Raw genomic sequence first — 19,141 nt, forward strand, 5'->3', positions numbered from 1 at the left:
AAAAAAAGCTCCTATCGTGAGGAGCTTTTAAAACCAACCTTTTACTGTATCAACAGCACTATTCCACATACCACTAAAGAATGAACCAATTCCGCGCATAGCACGAGTAAACCAGTTTGCTTCTTCTACTTCAGATGTCGTTACAAGATCCACTTGCAGTGACTTACCAGTTAAAAATCCAGGGTCGTTTGTATCTTTTGGCGTAATTACCATTTGACCAAGCGCAGCTCCCTTTTTAATAGGTGCTTCTTGTCCCTTACTTGATTCTTTTAATTCTGTTTTATAAACATCTTTACTTCCTTTTGGCACTGGAAGTGAAATAGCTTGTTTCGTTTGAACTGCTACATCTTTATCTTTCGCATTTTCTACTCGTACTGTTTCTTGTCCTTTTACTGAAGAACCTTTTTTATACATTTGTTTCACTTCAAAGTTAGCAAATCCATAATCATATAGCTTCTTTGTTTCATCAAAACGTGCTGTATGAGAACTTGTTTTAATAACTACAGAAATAAAACGCATTCCGTTTCTTTCAACCGTACCAGTGAAGCAATCTCCTGCTTCTGGAGTTGAGCCTGTTTTTAGGCCATCTACGCCATCATATTCTTTAACTAAGCCCTTTAACATCCAGTTCCAGTTCGACATTCCAAACTTCTCTTTTTCTGGACGGAATTCTTTTTTAGGGATTTTTGCTGTATCTAACACTTTTGGATAATCTTTAATTAAATGTTGTGCTAAAGTTGCAACATCCTTTGCAGACATTTTATTTTCTTCATCCGCTGTTGTTCCTTCAGGATGCATTCCCTTTAAATCTTTATTCGTTAAACCTGTAGAATTGACAAATTTATAATTTTTTAACCCTAGTTCTTTCGATTTGTCATTCATCATTTTTACGAAGTCTACTTCTTTACCTGCAATTGCTTCTGCTAATGCAATTGTTGCACCATTTGCAGAAAAGATTGCCATTGCTTCGTATAACTCTTTTACTGTATAAGAGCCACCATTTTCTAATGCAACATTTGATAATGAAGCATCTTGTGAAACCTTATATGCATATTCAGAAACCTTAATTTTCTGGTCCCACTTAAGTTTTCCTTTATCCACTGCTTCGTGAACTAAATATTCACTCATCATCTTTGTCATACTAGCAATGGATAATAATTCATCTGCATTCTTTTGATATAAAATTTTCCCAGAATTCGCTTCTACTAAAATTGCCGCACCTGCTTCAATGTTTAAAGCGGCTCCTGTTTCAGCTGATGCATTGCTATATGGCATAAAAATGCTACAAGCTAGTGTAAGCACTGTTACCAAAGCAATGAATCTTTTGCAAAACATACCTTTCACTTTTGCTACCCCCAATATCTATGTACTCACATAACCGTTATTCTAACATAATCAAAAAAAAATAGACAGAGATATCAAATCTCTGTCTATTTGTATATAAGACATTATAATGAGTAGTTTGGAGCCTCTTTTGTAATTTGTACGTGATGAGGATGACTTTCACGTAAGCCAGCACCTGACATACGAATGAATTGTGCATTTTCGCGTAAGAATTCTAAATCCTGTGCTCCGCAATATCCCATACCTGCACGTAAGCCACCAACTAATTGGTGAACTGTATCTGCTAAAGGTCCTTTATATGGCACTCGTCCTTCAATACCTTCTGGGACAAGCTTTTTATTACCTTCTTGGAAGTAACGATCTTTACTTCCTTTTTCCATCGCACCGACAGAACCCATACCACGATACACTTTAAATTGACGACCTTGGTAAATTTCAGTTTCTCCAGGGCTTTCTGCAACACCTGCAAACATGCTACCTAGCATAACAACATGTGCTCCTGCTGCTAAAGCTTTCACCATATCACCAGAGTACTTAATACCACCATCAGCAATAACTGGAATACCGTGTTTACGAGCTTCTGTTGCACAATCATAAACTGCAGTTAATTGTGGTACACCAACACCGGCTACAACGCGTGTTGTACAAATAGAACCTGGTCCAATACCAACTTTAACTACGTTTGCACCAGCTTCAATTAATGCTTTCGTTGCTTCAGCAGTAGCAACATTTCCAGCGATAATATTTAGTGATGGGTATTTAGCACGAACTTCTTTTACCTTATCAATAACACCTTTAGAATGTCCATGTGCTGTATCAAGTACAATTGCATCTACACTAGCTTTTACTAATGCATCGATGCGAAGCATAGCATCCGCTGTTACACCAACTGCTGCTCCAACTAATAAGCGTCCTTGCTTATCCTTAGCAGAGTTTGGGAATTCAATTACTTTTTCAATATCTTTTATTGTAATAAGCCCTTGTAATACACCGTTATTATCAACAAGAGGGAGTTTTTCAATTTTATACTTTTGTAGGATCTTTTCAGCTTCTTCCAGTGTAGTACCAACTGGAGCTGTAATTAATTGTTCTTTTGTCATTACGTCAGAAATTTTGATTGAGTAGTCTTGGATGAAGCGCATATCACGGTTTGTAATAATACCAACTAATTTTCGCTCATCTAGATTATTTACAACCGGTACACCTGAGATACGATATTTTCCCATAAGATGTTCTGCATCATATACTTGATGTTCTGGAGTTAAGAAGAAAGGATCTGAAATAACGCCGCTTTCAGAGCGCTTTACTTTATCAACTTGCTCTGCTTGTTGCTCAATAGACATATTCTTATGAATAATTCCTAAACCACCTTGGCGAGCCATTGCAATAGCCATGTCAGCTTCTGTTACTGTATCCATTCCTGCACTAATTAACGGGATGTTTAGCTGTAAGCTTTCAGATAAAACTGTTTTAACACTTACTTCTCTTGGTAATATATCTGACCTAGCTGGTACAAGTAATACATCATCAAAAGTCAAACCTTCTTTAACAAATTTAGATTCCCACATAATTGTTCCCCCTATGATACCAGAAATTATTATTAGTAGCTTATCAATTGGTTAAAATACTGTCAAGGACGTATATATATGTTAGAATTTTTAGACAATAAAAGGAGCGTAATATATGCATCAAACATCTTGTACTTGGCAGCAGTTAAGTTTCTTTTTTTCATCTCAAAACGTACAACGTTATCTTGCCCGTTGTTATGAAAAATCCTCTATTCAGGATGCAGAAAAAAAAAGTTTTGAAAATTGTTATCCCTTTATTTATTATTTAGAACACGGGAAAAATTATTATGAATTATATAAGACAGCTCCATTTTCCATTCAACCAATGTTGTTATTTTATGGAATTAGTCAACTGTTTAAAGCATGCCTACTAACTATTGACCCTAACTATCCTGAATCAACTACTGTTTTAGCTCATGGCGTTACAACTCGCAAACGAAAAAAACAAGGGTATCAATTTTTAGAAGATGAGGTGAAGGTACAAAAAAACGGATTGTTTACTCATGTTGCAGAACAACTGTTTCACATGAAACACTTAGAAGCAGAAAAATTTAACATGTTAGAACTAATGGGAAATATTCCAGAATTACAAAATTTATTTCGTTATAGTCAAAAAGGATCAACTTTATATAAAATTGATTCAACAATTAAAAATGAGCTCTCCTTTTCAGTCAACCTACTAGATCGATTACATATGACTAAAGAGAGATTTTCTCGTTACATTGAAACATCTTGTAAGCATTTATCAATACAACACGTACCTGAGAAGACTAATGAATCGAATTTACTTTTTACAGCGCCTATTCAATCATGGAATCCTATGTACAGTACTCCTTTATACTATGAACATCTTACTAATACTTATTATTTGCCACTTACGACTGACCCTAGAAATCCTAAGCCAATATTACCTGAACTCCTCATTCATTATTTATTGCTCTATAATTTAAGCATGATTTCTAGATATGAAACAGATTGGTGGTATGACTTACTTGGAAGTTATGGTTCTGAAGATTATCCATTTATTTATCAATTTCTAAGTATTTCTGCTCAAAAAATCCCTTACTATATTTCAAATTTTTTATTAATGGAACCAAATCTATTTCATGGGAAATAAAAAAACACAAGTCAAATGACTTGTGTTTTTAGTTGCTTGGCGACGTCCTACTCTCACAGGGACAAGGTCCCAACTACCATCGGCGCTAGAGAGCTTAACTTCCGTGTTCGGTATGGGAACGGGTGTGACCTCTCTGCCATCATCACCAAACTATGAAGGCATATTCCTTCAAAACTAGATAACATTTGCTACATATTATATGGTTAAGTCCTCGATCTATTAGTATTCGTCAGCTCCACATGTCACCATGCTTCCACCTCGAACCTATCAACCTGATCATCTTTCAGGGATCTTACTAGCTTACGCTATGGGAAATCTCATCTTGAGGGGGGCTTCATGCTTAGATGCTTTCAGCACTTATCCCTTCCGCACATAGCTACCCAGCTATGCCCTTGGCAGAACAACTGGTACACCAGCGGTGCGTCCATCCCGGTCCTCTCGTACTAAGGACAGCTCCTCTCAAATTTCCTACGCCCACGACGGATAGGGACCGAACTGTCTCACGACGTTCTGAACCCAGCTCGCGTACCGCTTTAATGGGCGAACAGCCCAACCCTTGGGACCGACTACAGCCCCAGGATGCGATGAGCCGACATCGAGGTGCCAAACCTCCCCGTCGATGTGGACTCTTGGGGGAGATAAGCCTGTTATCCCCGGGGTAGCTTTTATCCGTTGAGCGATGGCCCTTCCATGCGGAACCACCGGATCACTAAGCCCGACTTTCGTCCCTGCTCGACTTGTAGGTCTCGCAGTCAAGCTCCCTTATGCCTTTGCACTCTACGAATGATTTCCAACCATTCTGAGGGAACCTTTGGGCGCCTCCGTTACACTTTAGGAGGCGACCGCCCCAGTCAAACTGCCCACCTGACACTGTCTCCCGGGTCGATAAGACCCGTAGGTTAGAATTTCAATACAGTCAGGGCGGTATCCCACCAGCGCCTCCACCGAAGCTAGCGCTCCGGTTTCAATGGCTCCCGCCTATCCTGTACAAACTGTACCAAAATTCAATATCAGGCTACAGTAAAGCTCCACGGGGTCTTTCCGTCCTGTCGCGGGTAACCTGCATCTTCACAGGTACTATAATTTCACCGAGTCTCTGGTTGAGACAGTGCCCAAATCGTTACACCTTTCGTGCGGGTCGGAACTTACCCGACAAGGAATTTCGCTACCTTAGGACCGTTATAGTTACGGCCGCCGTTTACTGGGGCTTCAGTTCAGAGCTTCGCTTACGCTAACCCCTCTCCTTAACCTTCCAGCACCGGGCAGGTGTCACCCCCTATACTTCGCCTTACGGCTTCGCAGAGAGCTGTGTTTTGCTAAACAGTCGCTTGGGCCTATTCACTGCGGCTTTCCGTTAAGAAAGCACCCTTCTCCCGAAGTTACGGGGTCATTTTGCCGAGTTCCTTAACCAGAGTTCTCTCGCACACCTTAGGATTCTCTCCTCGCCTACCTGTGTCGGTTTGCGGTACAGGCACCTTTATCTCGCTAGAAGCTTTTCTTGGCAGCGGGGAATCAAAGACTTCGCTCCATAAGGAGCTTCCCCATCACAGCTCAGCCTTTACGATAAGCGGATTTGCCTACTTATCAGCCTAACTGCTTGGACGTGCACAACCAATCGCACGCTTCTTCTATCCTTCTGCGTCCCTCCATTGCTCAAACGATAAAGAGGTGGTACAGGAATATCAACCTGTTGTCCATCGCCTACGCCTGTCGGCCTCGGCTTAGGTCCTGACTAACCCTGAGCGGACGAGCCTTCCTCAGGAAACCTTAGGCATTCGGTGGACGGGATTCTCACCCGTCTTTCGCTACTCATACCGGCATTCTCACTTCTAAGCACTCCACCAGTCCTTCCGGTCTGACTTCACTGTCCTTAGAACGCTCCCTACCACTGATACCATTGGTATCAATCCGCAGCTTCGGTGGTGTATTTAGCCCCGGTACATTTTCGGCGCAGAGTCACTCGACTAGTGAGCTATTACGCACTCTTTAAATGGTGGCTGCTTCTAAGCCAACATCCTAGTTGTCTAAGCAACTCCACATCCTTTTCCACTTAATACACACTTTGGGACCTTAGCTGGCGGTCTGGGCTGTTTCCCTTTGACTACGGATCTTATCACTCGCAGTCTGACTCCTAAGGATAAGTCATTGGCATTCGGAGTTTGACTGAATTCGGTAATCCGATGAGGACCCTAGTCCAATCAGTGCTCTACCTCCAAGACTCTTACACTTAAGGCTAGCCCTAAAGCTATTTCGGGGAGAACCAGCTATCTCCAGGTTCGATTGGAATTTCTCCGCTACCCACACCTCATCCCCGCACTTTTCAACGTGCGTGGGTTCGGGCCTCCATTCAGTGTTACCTGAACTTCACCCTGGACATGGGTAGATCACCTGGTTTCGGGTCTACGACCACGTACTAAACGCCCTATTCAGACTCGCTTTCGCTGCGGCTCCGCCTCTTCAGCTTAACCTCGCACGGGATCGTAACTCGCCGGTTCATTCTACAAAAGGCACGCCATCACCCATTAACGGGCTCTGACTATTTGTAGGCACACGGTTTCAGGATCTCTTTCACTCCCTTCCGGGGTGCTTTTCACCTTTCCCTCACGGTACTGGTTCACTATCGATCACTAGGGAGTATTTAGCCTTGGGAGATGGTCCTCCCAGATTCCGACGGAATTTCACGTGTTCCGCCGTACTCAGGATACATTCAAGAGAGAACGAAGTTTCGACTACGGGGTTGTTACCCTCTACGACGGACCTTTCCAGGTCGCTTCGTCTACCTCGTTCCTTTGTAACTCCGTATAGAATGTCCTACAACCCCAAGAGGCAAGCCTCTTGGTTTGGGCTATGTTCCGTTTCGCTCGCCGCTACTCAGGAAATCGCATTTGCTTTCTCTTCCTCCAGGTACTTAGATGTTTCAGTTCCCTGGGTCTGTCTTCCTTACCCTATGTATTCAGATAAGGATACCATACCATTACGTATGGTGGGTTTCCCCATTCGGAAATCTTCGGATCAAAGCTTACTTACAGCTCCCCGAAGCATATCGGCGTTAGTCCCGTCCTTCATCGACTCCTAGTGTCAAGGCATCCACCGTGCGCCCTTTCTAACTTAACCAAACTAAAAATTAAAAAATATGAGCTACACTGTTATCTAGTTTTCAAAGAACATACCATTCGCTATTTAAAATAGCTTTTTGGTGGAGCCTAGCGGGATCGAACCGCTGACCTCCTGCGTGCAAGGCAGGCGCTCTCCCAGCTGAGCTAAGGCCCCAAAATGTATGGTGGGCCTAAATGGACTCGAACCATCGACCTCACGCTTATCAGGCGTGCGCTCTAACCAGCTGAGCTATAGGCCCATACAAATTGCAGGATTTATTTATATCATATCCTCATTTAAGAGTCAATACTGAATTGAACTCTCAAAACTAAACGAAAACGAAACACGGAAACTTATATTGATAAGCAGCGCTTATCAATTCTCCATAGAAAGGAGGTGATCCAGCCGCACCTTCCGATACGGCTACCTTGTTACGACTTCACCCCAATCATCTGTCCCACCTTAGGCGGCTGGCTCCAAAAAGGTTACCCCACCGACTTCGGGTGTTACAAACTCGTGGTGTGACGGGCGGTGTGTACAAGGCCCGGGAACGTATTCACCGCGGCATGCTGATCCGCGATTACTAGCGATTCCAGCTTCATGTAGGCGAGTTGCAGCCTACAATCCGAACTGAGAACGGTTTTATGAGATTAGCTCCACCTCGCGGTCTTGCAGCTCTTTGTACCGTCCATTGTAGCACGTGTGTAGCCCAGGTCATAAGGGGCATGATGATTTGACGTCATCCCCACCTTCCTCCGGTTTGTCACCGGCAGTCACCTTAGAGTGCCCAACTTAATGATGGCAACTAAGATCAAGGGTTGCGCTCGTTGCGGGACTTAACCCAACATCTCACGACACGAGCTGACGACAACCATGCACCACCTGTCACTCTGCTCCCGAAGGAGAAGCCCTATCTCTAGGGTTTTCAGAGGATGTCAAGACCTGGTAAGGTTCTTCGCGTTGCTTCGAATTAAACCACATGCTCCACCGCTTGTGCGGGCCCCCGTCAATTCCTTTGAGTTTCAGCCTTGCGGCCGTACTCCCCAGGCGGAGTGCTTAATGCGTTAACTTCAGCACTAAAGGGCGGAAACCCTCTAACACTTAGCACTCATCGTTTACGGCGTGGACTACCAGGGTATCTAATCCTGTTTGCTCCCACGCTTTCGCGCCTCAGTGTCAGTTACAGACCAGAAAGTCGCCTTCGCCACTGGTGTTCCTCCATATCTCTACGCATTTCACCGCTACACATGGAATTCCACTTTCCTCTTCTGCACTCAAGTCTCCCAGTTTCCAATGACCCTCCACGGTTGAGCCGTGGGCTTTCACATCAGACTTAAGAAACCACCTGCGCGCGCTTTACGCCCAATAATTCCGGATAACGCTTGCCACCTACGTATTACCGCGGCTGCTGGCACGTAGTTAGCCGTGGCTTTCTGGTTAGGTACCGTCAAGGTGCCAGCTTATTCAACTAGCACTTGTTCTTCCCTAACAACAGAGTTTTACGACCCGAAAGCCTTCATCACTCACGCGGCGTTGCTCCGTCAGACTTTCGTCCATTGCGGAAGATTCCCTACTGCTGCCTCCCGTAGGAGTCTGGGCCGTGTCTCAGTCCCAGTGTGGCCGATCACCCTCTCAGGTCGGCTACGCATCGTTGCCTTGGTGAGCCGTTACCTCACCAACTAGCTAATGCGACGCGGGTCCATCCATAAGTGACAGCCGAAGCCGCCTTTCAATTTCGAACCATGCGGTTCAAAATGTTATCCGGTATTAGCCCCGGTTTCCCGGAGTTATCCCAGTCTTATGGGCAGGTTACCCACGTGTTACTCACCCGTCCGCCGCTAACTTCATAAGAGCAAGCTCTTAATCCATTCGCTCGACTTGCATGTATTAGGCACGCCGCCAGCGTTCATCCTGAGCCAGGATCAAACTCTCCAATAAAGTTAGTTTGTCTAGCATCTAAAATAAAAATTGACGTTTCACGTTGTTTGTTTCGTTTAGTTTTCAAAGTTCAACATCGCGTTTCAGCGACTTTTATAATATATCATACTATATTATTTTCGTCAACAAGTTTTTTTGATAAGTTGTATCTCTCATTTGCTGACTCTGCCTATTATATAGGCTTTCTCTTCCCTATGCAAGTATTATTATAAAAAAATAAAGAGAGGGAAAATCCCCTCTCTTATTCTTCTGAAGAAACCTCTTCACTCGTTTCTTCCTCTTCATCTTTTTGTGCTTTTGCTACCGTCGCTACCTCTTGGTCTTCCTCTAATCGAATTAGACGAACACCTTGTGTATTACGTCCCATTTGAGAGATTTGATCAACTGGCATACGAATAATAACGCCTGCCGCTGTAATTAACATAATATCTTCTTCACCTGTAACAGACTTAACAGCTACTAATTTACCGTTCTTATCTGTAATGTTACAAGTTTTCAGACCTTTACCACCGCGACTTTGCAGACGGTATTCATCAATCGGTGTACGCTTTCCGTAACCATTTTTCGTTACAATTAGAACATTTACATCCTCTTCGACAATTTCCATACCTACAACTTGGTCTTCATCGCCCAACGTAATAGCTTTAACACCTGCAGCATTACGTCCCATAGAACGAACATCTTGTTCATTGAAACGAATTAGCATACCGTTACTTGTCCCGACAATAATATCCTTATCACCCGATGTTAAACGTACAGATATTACTTCATCCTCTTCACGAAGAGAAATTGCAATTAAACCATTTGTACGTATATTTGCAAATGATGAAAGTGGCGTTCTCTTAGAAACCCCTTGTTTTGTCGTAAAGAATAAGAACTGATCGTCACCAAATTCACGAATCGGAATAATAGCGTTAATCCACTCACCCTTATCTACCCCTAATAGGTTAATAATTGGTAGTCCTTTTGCAGTACGACTATACTCTGGAATTTCATATCCTTTCGTACGGTATACTTTACCCTTGTTTGTAAAGAATAAAATATGATCATGAGTAGACGTTGTTAATAAATGTTCAACAAAGTCATCATCATTCGTACCCATTCCTTGCACACCACGCCCCCCACGGTTCTGTGTTTTGTACGTAGAAGCTGGTAACCTCTTAATATAACCGTTATGAGTTAACGTAATCGCAATGTTTTGTTCAGGAATTAAATCTTCATCTTCAATAAATTCCATACCGCCAATTGTAATTTCTGTTCGTCTCTTATCATTGAAACGCTCTTTTACTTCTGTTAATTCTTCACGAATAATCTCAAGAACTTTTTCTTCATCTGCTAAAATCGCTTTTAATTCAGCAATTAACTTCATTAAGTCTTGATATTCTTGCTCAATTTTTTCACGTTCTAATCCAGTTAAGCGTTGCAGACGCATATCTAAAATCGCTTGCGCTTGTTTCTCACTTAAACCAAAACGTTCCATTAAGCCTTGCTTTGCAATATCTGCCGTTTTTGAACTACGAATTAACGTAATAACTTCATCAAGATGATCTAAAGCAATTCGTAATCCTTCTAAAATATGAGCACGTGCTTCTGCTTTTTCTAATTCATAAGCAGTACGTCTACGAATTACTACCTTCTGATGCTCTAAATAATGATATAGATTTTGTTTTAAATTTAGTACTTGTGGCTCCCCATTTACAAGAGACAACATATTAATACCGAAACTTGTTTGAAGCGCTGTATGTTTATATAGATTGTTTAATAGTACGTTTGCATTAGCATCACGACGTACTTCCATGACAATACGCATACCATTACGATCTGATTCATCACGTAAATCTGTAATACCTTCAATTTTCTTATCGCGAACTAATTCTGCGATTTTTTCAATTAATCGCGCCTTATTAACTTGATAAGGTAGTTCAGTTACGATAATAGATTGTTTACCGTTTGACTTCTCTTCAATTTCAACCTTAGCACGAAGCATAATGGAACCGCGACCTGTTTCATAAGCTCTTCGAATTCCACTTCTTCCTAAAATTAAACCTGCCGTCGGAAAGTCTGGACCAGGAATATATTCCATCAATTCTGCGATAGTAATATCAGGATTATGACTTAATGCCAGCACACCATCAATTACTTCGCCAAGCTGATGCGGCGGTATATTTGTTGCCATACCAACAGCAATACCTGTTGTACCGTTTACTAATAAATTAGGGAAACGCGCTGGTAGTACTATCGGTTCTCTTTCGGAACCATCATAGTTATCTTGATAATCAATTGTATTTTTTGAAATATCACGTATTAATTCCATAGAAATCTTAGACATTCTTGCCTCTGTATAACGCATTGCTGCTGCTGAATCTCCATCTACAGAACCGAAGTTACCATGCCCATCTACAAGCATATAACGTTGACTAAAATCTTGCGCCATACGTACCATTGTTTCATAAACGGCTGAATCACCATGAGGGTGATACTTACCGATTACTTCACCGACAATACGTGCTGATTTCTTATACGCTTTATCAGCTGTAATTCCTAAATCATTCATCGCATATAAAACCCTACGATGCACAGGTTTTAATCCATCACGAACATCTGGTAATGCACGAGATACGATAACACTCATTGCGTAATCTAAAAATGAGGTACGCATTTCATGACTAATATTAATTTCTCGAATTCGTGCTTGTTGTTGATTGTCTGACATCAACGAGCACCTCCTCTTACATTTCCGTTACACATACATTGATTTATATGTAGAAGACAGGAATACTTAGATTCCTGTCATTACTCATTTAAATATCAAGGTTCTTCACGTATTTTGCATTCTCTTGGATAAAGTTACGACGCGGTTCTACTTTATCACCCATTAAAATTTCAAACGTTTCGTCTGCTTCTATTGCATCTTGAAGAGAAACTTGAAGTAACGAACGTACTTCTGGATCCATTGTCGTCTCCCATAGCTGAGTTGGATTCATCTCCCCAAGACCTTTATAACGTTGAATTCCTGGTTTCGGCTGGGCTGGTAGCTCAGCTAAGATTTTTTCAAGTTCCTTATCGTTGTAAGCATATTGAATTTTTTTACCTTGTTGTATTTTAAACAATGGCGGCTGTGCAATATAGATATAACCACACTCAATTATTTGACGCATATAACGATAGAAGAACGTTAATAATAGGGTACGAATATGTGCACCATCAACATCGGCATCGGTCATAATAATAACTTTATGATAGCGTGCTTTTTCAATATCGAAGTCTCCACCAATATTTGTACCGATTGCCGTAATAATTGTACGAACTTCATCATTTGATAAAATCTTATCTAAGCGCGCCTTTTCCACATTAATAATTTTACCCTTCAGCGGTAAAATTGCTTGGAAATGACGATCGCGTCCTTGTTTTGCAGATCCACCCGCAGAGTCACCCTCTACGATGTAAATTTCACTAATTGCTGGATCTTTCGAAGAGCAATCAGCTAATTTACCAGGTAAACTTGAAACTTCTAACGCACTCTTTCGACGTGTCAATTCACGCGCTTTTTTCGCAGCTACACGTGCACGTGCAGCCATCGTACCTTTTTCTACAATTTTTCGCGCTACATTAGGATTTTCTAGTAAGAACTTTTCAAATGCCTCTGAGAATACAGACTCTGTAATTGTTCTCGCTTCACTATTCCCAAGTTTTGTCTTCGTTTGTCCTTCAAATTGTGGATTTGGATGCTTGATTGATACAATTGCTGTTAAACCTTCACGAACATCCTCACCAGTTAAATTACTGTCCGCATCTTTTAAAATGCTATTTTTACGACCATAGTCGTTGATTACACGAGTTAAAGCTGTTTTAAAACCTACCTCATGTGTACCACCTTCATACGTATGGATGTTATTCGTAAATGAGTAAATATTATTTGTGTATCCTTCGTTATATTGAAGAGAAACCTCAACCTGAATACCATCTTTTGAACCTTCTACGTACACAGGCTCTTCATGAATCGGTTGTTTTGAGCGATTTAAATGCTCAACGTATGATTTAATTCCACCTTCGTAATGGAATTCTTTCTTTTGCTTATGTTCACGTTTATCTTCAATTGTTAATTTAATATTACGATTTAAAAACGCTAATTCACGCATACGAGTTGCTAGCGTATCAAAATCGTATACTGTTGTTTCTTGGAAAATTTCCGGATCTGGTTTAAATCGAGTTATTGTTCCTGTTTGATCGGTGTCACCAATGACTTTTAAATCCGCAACCGGAATACCTCTTTCGTATTTTTGGTAATGGATTTTACCTTCACGATGTACAAATACTTCTAATTCTGTTGATAGAGCATTTACAACCGATGCCCCAACACCATGTAAACCACCAGAAACTTTATAACCGCCACCGCCAAATTTACCACCGGCGTGGAGAACAGTCATAATAACTTCTACAGCTGGACGTCCCATTTTTTCTTGTATACCAACCGGAATACCACGCCCATTATCCGTTACACGAATACTATTATCTTCTTCGATACTAACATTAATTTCATCACAATAACCTGCAAGTGCTTCATCAATACTATTATCTACGATTTCCCAAACAAGATGGTGAAGCCCTTTTCCACTTGTAGATCCAATATACATACCAGGGCGTTTCCGAACTGCCTCTAGTCCTTCAAGCACCTGTATCTGACTTTCATCATATGCATTTTCTTGCATTTGCTTTTGTTCCATTGACACAAAGATCACCTACTTTTCCATTTAAACAGGGGTTATTCCCTATCTATTTCACAATCTACAGTGCCGTTCGTTACATGAATTGTTTTCGCTTCTTTTAATGTTTCGTGTTCAATTCCGTCGACACTCGTCGTTGTAACAAATGTTTGCACTTTTCCTTGAATTGTATTTAAAAGATGTGATTGACGATAATCATCTAATTCTGATAAAACATCATCCAACAAAAGGATTGGATATTCTTTAACCTCTGAATAAATCAATTCAATTTCAGCTAATTTTAGGGATAGTGCGGTCGTTCGTTGTTGTCCTTGCGAACCAAAGACTTGAACATTTTTACTATTAACGAAGAATTGTAAATCGTCACGATGAGGACCAATTAAAGTCGTACCACGGAAAATTTCACGTTGTTTCACAGATTGAAAACTTTCATAGTATACTTCTTTTATTTTCGACAAATCCATTGATTCTGATACATCTACACTTGGTTTATAGACAATTTCTAACTCTTCTAATCCACGGCTTATACCTCGATGAATTGGAGCTGCCCATTCCTGTAGCAAATGCAAAAATTCAAAACGTTTTTGCAGTATTTTCGCACCATGCTCAATTAGTTGAAGTGTAAATACATCCAACATCGTTTCCTCATTCTTACTATTCCCTTGCATTTTTTTCAACAAGTGATTTCGTTGCGTGAGCACCTTTTGATATTGACTTAATTCATACAAATATACAGGAGCTATTTGTCCTAATTCCATATCTAAAAAGCGTCTTCTTACTTGAGGGCTTCCTTTTACAAGATTTAAATCTTCTGGGGCAAACATGACAACGTTCATCACGCCAATATATTGACTTAACTTTTGTTGTTCAAGTTGATTTAATTTTGCCTTTTTACCTTTTTTCGAAATATTTAATTCCAAAGACAAAGAACTGTTTCTTTTTTGTAATTTCCCTTTTATTTGACCAAAATCTTCATCCCAGCGGATAAGTTCGCGATCATTAGAGGTTCTATGAGATTTCGCCATCGCTAAAACATAAATAGCTTCCATCAAATTTGTTTTCCCTTGCGCATTTTCGCCGATAATTACATTTACCTTATCTTCAAAGGAAAGCTCTAATTTTTCATAATTGCGATAGTTTTTTAATTGTATTTCTGAAATAAACAAAGGGCTCCCCCTTTATGCCTGAACTTGGAAAGTTCCGCTTCCTGGAATTTCAATAACATCATTCGCATATAGTTTGCGACCTCTTCTATTTTCAAGTTCGTTGTTCACGTACACTTCATATTCTTGTAAAAACCATTTTACAGCGCCACCTGTATCAATTACATCAGCTAACTTTAAAAATTGTCCTAGTGTAATATACTCTGTTGAAATTTTAATACGTTTCATAAAATCGCTCACTTTCTGAAAGTGTTCATTCTTTCATTGTACTAAATAAACTAGCATTAGGAAAGTAATACCCAAAAATCAAATAAGGGCCACTAGCATCTTTAAACTAGCAACCCTTATTCCTTACCTAGTAAGTACGAACCGGTAAAATTAATTGAATAATTGAATCATCATTTACTGTACGAATTAAGAACGGTCTCATCGCCCCAGTAAAGCTAACTTTAATCTCTGTACTATCCAAAGCTTTCAATGCATCCATCATATATTTTGCACTAAAAGATATTTTTAACTCTTCTCCATCTACTTTTTCGCATTGTACTTCTTCAACAACTTTTCCGATTTCTGGTGAATTCGAAGAAATCTCTAGCATTTCTTGCTCTAAAGTTGATAATTTAACAACGTTATTGCGGCCATCTCTTGCTAATAGTGAAGCGCGATCAATTGCTTGTAGGAATTCTTTTGTATTCACAAAAATATCCGTTTTACTCTCTGCCGGAATTAAACGTGTCGTATCAGGATAATTCCCTTCTAACAATCTTGAGAAGAATAATAAATGTTTTGTACGGAATAATACTTGATACTCCGTAATAACGATATCTACCATTTCTTCAGACTCATCTAAAATTTTACTTAATTCATTTAAGCTCTTACCTGGGATAACAACATTAGCTTGGAATTCATCTGCAATATTATGTCCTTCAATTTTTGCTTTTCGAAGTGCCAGCCTATGACTATCTGTTGCAATACAAGTTAACTCGCTGTTATATACCTTCCAGTTTACACCTGTCAAGATTGGTCTTGTTTCAGAAGTAGAAACTGCAAATACAGTTTGTCTGATCATATGTTTAAGTAAATCTGTTGGTATCTTAAATACATGATGTTCTTCAATCTGTGGCAATAACGGATATTCTGCAGAATCTAAACCATTTAAGTTAAACTCTGATTTTCCAGATTTTATTTTTGTCATAAAATGATTTTCTACAGAAATTTCGACAGTGTCTTTAGGTAGTTTTTTTACGATCTCACTAAAATATTTTGCCTGTAAAACAATGCTTCCTGATTGAGCTATTTCTACGATTTCTTTTCCATCTTCTTCGACTGGAATAAACGATTCAATCGAAATATCAGCATCGCTTCCTGTTAATGTAACTCCTTCTTCAGTTGCTACAACTTTAATTCCCGTAAGAATTGGGATTGTTGTACGAGAAGAAACTGCCTTCATTACATCTTGTACACCTCTTACAAGATAGTCTTTTTGTATTGTAAAACGCATAAAGAAAAACCTCCGGTAAGTATAAGATTTTATTTAATTAATAAAGATAAAAAATAGTAGTAATAGTAATAGGGCTTGTGGATATGTGGATAACCCCGCTAAAGGATGTAAAAACAGTCTATCTACATGTGGATAGACTGTGCGTAAAACAAGGTAAGTTATTCACACTATTCAGCTACTACTTTAAAATACCATTAATTTCTTCAACTTGCTTTTGTAATTGCGTATCGGTTTTTAGTAGTTTAGAGATTTTTTCATGGGCATGGATAACTGTTGTATGATCACGTCCACCAAATTCTTCACCTATTTTTGGTAAAGAGGAATCTGTAAGTTCGCGCGATAAATACATTGCAATTTGGCGAGGAAACGCAACTGATTTTGTACGTTTTTTCGCTTTAAAATCTTCTAATTTCACTTGATAAACGTCCCCGACAGCTTTTTGAATATCATAAATAGAGATAATTTTCGGCTTAGAATTTGGAATAATATCTTTAAGTGCTTCAGCTGCTAAATCAGCATTAATATCTTTATTAATTAAAGATGAATAAGCTACAACTCGGATAAGTGCACCTTCTAATTCACGAATATTTGAATCAATTTGATTTGCGATATAAAGCATAACTTCATTTGGTATATCAAGCCCTTCAGCTTTTGCTTTTTTGCGTAAAATCGCAATTCGTGTCTCTAAATCTGGCGGCGTAATGTCTGTAATAAGTCCCCATTCAAAGCGGGAACGAAGACGATCTTCTAAAGTTGGAATTTCTTTTGGTGGTCGGTCACTAGAAATTACAATTTGTTTACTTTCTTCGTGTAATGCATTAAATGTATGGAAAAACTCTTCTTGAGTCTGTTCTTTTCCAGCAAGAAATTGAATATCATCTATCAATAAAACATCTACGTTACGATATTTATTACGAAAATCAACAGCTTTATTATCACGAATAGAGTTAATAAATTCATTTGTAAATTTTTCTGATGATAAATATACAACTTTTGCATTTGGATTATGTTCAATTACATAATGACCAATTGCGTGCATTAAATGTGTCTTTCCAAGTCCAACTCCCCCGTAAATAAAGAGTGGATTATACGCTTTAGCTGGCGCCTCAGCTACAGCTAATGAAGCTGCATGGGCAAAACGGTTACCAGAGCCAATAACAAATGTATCGAATGTATATTTTGGATTTAACATACTCTGTGGTAAATGAGCTGAATCATCTTGTGCTGGATTCGGCTTAACTGGAGGCAGATCAATGTCCTCTTCAGCTTGACTTTGGGGAATAATAAAGCGAATTGCTAATTTTGCCCCTGTTAAATCGTATAGTGTTTCTGAAATTAGTTCGGAGTAATGAGATTCTAGCCAGTCACGAGCAAATTCATTCGGAGCTGTAATCGTTAATACGTCTTTCTTCAAGTTATGAGCCGTTGTGGATTTTAACCATGTCTCATAACTAGGCTTGCTTACCTTTTTTTCTAATTCTTTTAAGGCACTATTCCATAAATCAGAGATATTTTCCAAAGGTGTCCCTCCTTTACTAAGTTGGTAAAAGAATAAGGTTGCGCAACAAATGTACAACCTAATAAATATAAAATGTATATTTATACGAAACGTATTTTAAAACCTAAAAACGTCGTTTGTATATGAGATAGGGTTTTCGACAAAAAAAGCAAATGTGGACAACTATTTACCCACATGTGATTAAAACTGTCCACATGTTATACACAAATTGTGGATAAAATAAAGATGTGGAAAACTTATTCAAAGTGAAAACACAACTATAATATCAAAAAAAAGTGGCTATAGCAATGAATTTAAGAAAGTTATCCACAAAATCAATACCTTGTGGAATAAACTTGTCCACAACACGATATACTGTGTAAAAGTGCGAAAAAAGTTTGTGGATATAAAAAGCGCGAAAAAATATTTATCCACAAGGAAATATAGGTGCTGTGAAAAAGTATGTGAATAGGTTCAAAATGAATATTTGATGAAAATTTCTAGAACCATTGACATTTTCCTAGTTAATTAACTATAATTTATAGGACTGTCTTTAACAGATATTCCTCAGGGAGGTGTCATATAATGAAAAGAACTTACCAACCAAATAAACGTAAGCGCAGCAAAGTACATGGTTTCCGCAGCCGTATGAGCACAGCGAACGGACGTAAAGTGCTAGCAGCTCGTCGTCGTAAAGGAAGAAAAGTATTATCTGCGTAGACCACTGATCGTTCAGTGGTCTTTTTTTCTAATAATAGTGAATTTCCGCTGATGAAATACAGGAGTGTCAATTGATATGAAGAAAAAACATCGTATAAAGAAGAATGATGAATTCCAGGCGGTTTTTCAAAAAGGAAAATCAAATGCAAATCGTCAGTTTGTTGTATACCAATTAGATAAAGAAGAACAGCCAAACTTTCGCATCGGCCTTTCTGTTAGCAAGAAAATAGGAAATGCAGTAGTTCGTAATCGAATTAAGCGCATGGTCCGTCAGGCTATTACAGAGTTAAAAGATGAGATAGCTTCTGGAAAAGATTTTGTTATAATAGCAAGGAAGCCTTGTGCAGAGATGACATATGAAGAAGTAAAGAAAAGCTTAATTCATGTCTTTAAACGCTCTGGTATGAAAAGAATAAAAAAGTAGCGTAAGGAAATGAATTACACTATATACATACCGATACAAGGAGGAGTA

General features: G+C 39.4%; 11 protein-coding genes, 2 tRNA genes and 3 rRNA genes. 3 read left to right on the top strand and 13 right to left on the bottom strand.

Going from position 1 to position 19,141, the window contains the following annotated elements; all coding sequences use genetic code 11:
* Window positions 1-27: 27 nt before the first annotated feature.
* Together dacA and guaB are read right to left on the bottom strand one after the other, a co-directional pair.
* On the bottom strand, window positions 28-1,335 hold the full coding sequence (gene dacA, locus IQ781_RS15560; protein ID WP_124749816.1) for a D-alanyl-D-alanine carboxypeptidase DacA: 1,308 nt from the start codon (window positions 1,333-1,335) through the stop codon (window positions 28-30).
* A gap of 113 nt (window positions 1,336-1,448) precedes the next feature.
* Window positions 1,449-2,912: an IMP dehydrogenase gene (gene guaB, locus IQ781_RS15565; protein WP_000264088.1), complete on the bottom strand. Its 1,464-nt coding sequence runs from the start codon at window positions 2,910-2,912 to the stop codon at window positions 1,449-1,451.
* Between the two features lie 115 nt (window positions 2,913-3,027).
* Between guaB and IQ781_RS15570 the strand changes: the two genes are divergently transcribed.
* Entirely contained in the window at window positions 3,028-4,029 is a 1,002-nt protein-coding gene (locus tag IQ781_RS15570; protein WP_000554287.1) for a YaaC family protein, read from the top strand.
* Window positions 4,030-4,063: 34 nt separating this feature from the next.
* Here the strand turns inward: IQ781_RS15570 and rrf are convergent.
* The 11 genes from rrf to dnaA all read right to left on the bottom strand — a co-directional run bounded on the left by rrf (window position 4,064) and on the right by dnaA (window position 17,970).
* Window positions 4,064-4,179: ribosomal RNA gene (rrf, locus tag IQ781_RS15575) — 5S ribosomal RNA — on the bottom strand.
* Window positions 4,180-4,228: 49 nt separating this feature from the next.
* Window positions 4,229-7,143, bottom strand: a 23S ribosomal RNA gene (locus tag IQ781_RS15580).
* A gap of 80 nt (window positions 7,144-7,223) precedes the next feature.
* Window positions 7,224-7,299: transfer RNA gene (locus tag IQ781_RS15585), tRNA-Ala, on the bottom strand.
* Between the two features lie 8 nt (window positions 7,300-7,307).
* Window positions 7,308-7,384: transfer RNA gene (locus IQ781_RS15590), tRNA-Ile, on the bottom strand.
* A 130-nt stretch (window positions 7,385-7,514) separates the two neighbouring features.
* A 16S ribosomal RNA gene (locus IQ781_RS15595) occupies window positions 7,515-9,063 on the bottom strand.
* The 16S, 23S and 5S rRNA genes sit together here with 2 tRNA genes alongside, the layout of an rRNA operon.
* A 241-nt stretch (window positions 9,064-9,304) precedes the next feature.
* Window positions 9,305-11,776 carry a DNA gyrase subunit A gene (gene gyrA / locus IQ781_RS15600; RefSeq protein WP_001282864.1) on the bottom strand — a complete coding sequence of 824 codons (2,472 nt, stop codon included), beginning with the start codon at window positions 11,774-11,776 and terminating at the stop codon, window positions 9,305-9,307.
* Window positions 11,777-11,864: 88 nt separating this feature from the next.
* The gene (gene gyrB, locus IQ781_RS15605; protein WP_000435982.1) at window positions 11,865-13,787 is read right to left on the bottom strand and encodes a DNA topoisomerase (ATP-hydrolyzing) subunit B; all 1,923 of its coding nucleotides are present in this window, start codon (window positions 13,785-13,787) and stop codon (window positions 11,865-11,867) included.
* A gap of 38 nt (window positions 13,788-13,825) precedes the next feature.
* On the bottom strand, window positions 13,826-14,953 hold the full coding sequence (gene recF / locus IQ781_RS15610; RefSeq protein WP_000470745.1) for a DNA replication/repair protein RecF: 1,128 nt from the start codon (window positions 14,951-14,953) through the stop codon (window positions 13,826-13,828).
* 12 nt (window positions 14,954-14,965) lie between these two features.
* Window positions 14,966-15,178 (bottom strand): S4 domain-containing protein YaaA, encoded by a 213-nt coding sequence (gene yaaA, locus IQ781_RS15615; protein ID WP_000821364.1) that lies wholly within the window; start codon window positions 15,176-15,178, stop codon window positions 14,966-14,968.
* A 127-nt stretch (window positions 15,179-15,305) separates the two neighbouring features.
* On the bottom strand, window positions 15,306-16,451 hold the full coding sequence (gene dnaN / locus IQ781_RS15620) for a DNA polymerase III subunit beta (RefSeq protein ID WP_001212884.1): 1,146 nt from the start codon (window positions 16,449-16,451) through the stop codon (window positions 15,306-15,308).
* Between the two features lie 178 nt (window positions 16,452-16,629).
* Window positions 16,630-17,970, bottom strand: coding sequence for a chromosomal replication initiator protein DnaA (gene dnaA / locus IQ781_RS15625; protein ID WP_000428017.1), 1,341 nt, complete (start codon window positions 17,968-17,970; stop codon window positions 16,630-16,632).
* A gap of 564 nt (window positions 17,971-18,534) precedes the next feature.
* On the opposite strand from dnaA, the gene rpmH reads away from it, so the two are divergent.
* Both rpmH and rnpA read left to right on the top strand, forming a co-directional pair.
* The gene (rpmH, locus tag IQ781_RS15630) at window positions 18,535-18,669 is read left to right on the top strand and encodes a 50S ribosomal protein L34 (RefSeq protein ID WP_000831901.1); all 135 of its coding nucleotides are present in this window, start codon (window positions 18,535-18,537) and stop codon (window positions 18,667-18,669) included.
* Window positions 18,670-18,745: 76 nt separating this feature from the next.
* Window positions 18,746-19,093 (top strand): ribonuclease P protein component, encoded by a 348-nt coding sequence (rnpA, locus tag IQ781_RS15635; RefSeq protein WP_000726619.1) that lies wholly within the window; start codon window positions 18,746-18,748, stop codon window positions 19,091-19,093.
* The last annotated feature ends 48 nt before the right edge of the window (window positions 19,094-19,141 follow it).

The organism is Bacillus sp. N447-1, assembly GCF_022701035.1.
In the GTDB taxonomy this organism is placed as follows: domain Bacteria; phylum Bacillota; class Bacilli; order Bacillales; family Bacillaceae_G; genus Bacillus_A; species Bacillus_A cereus.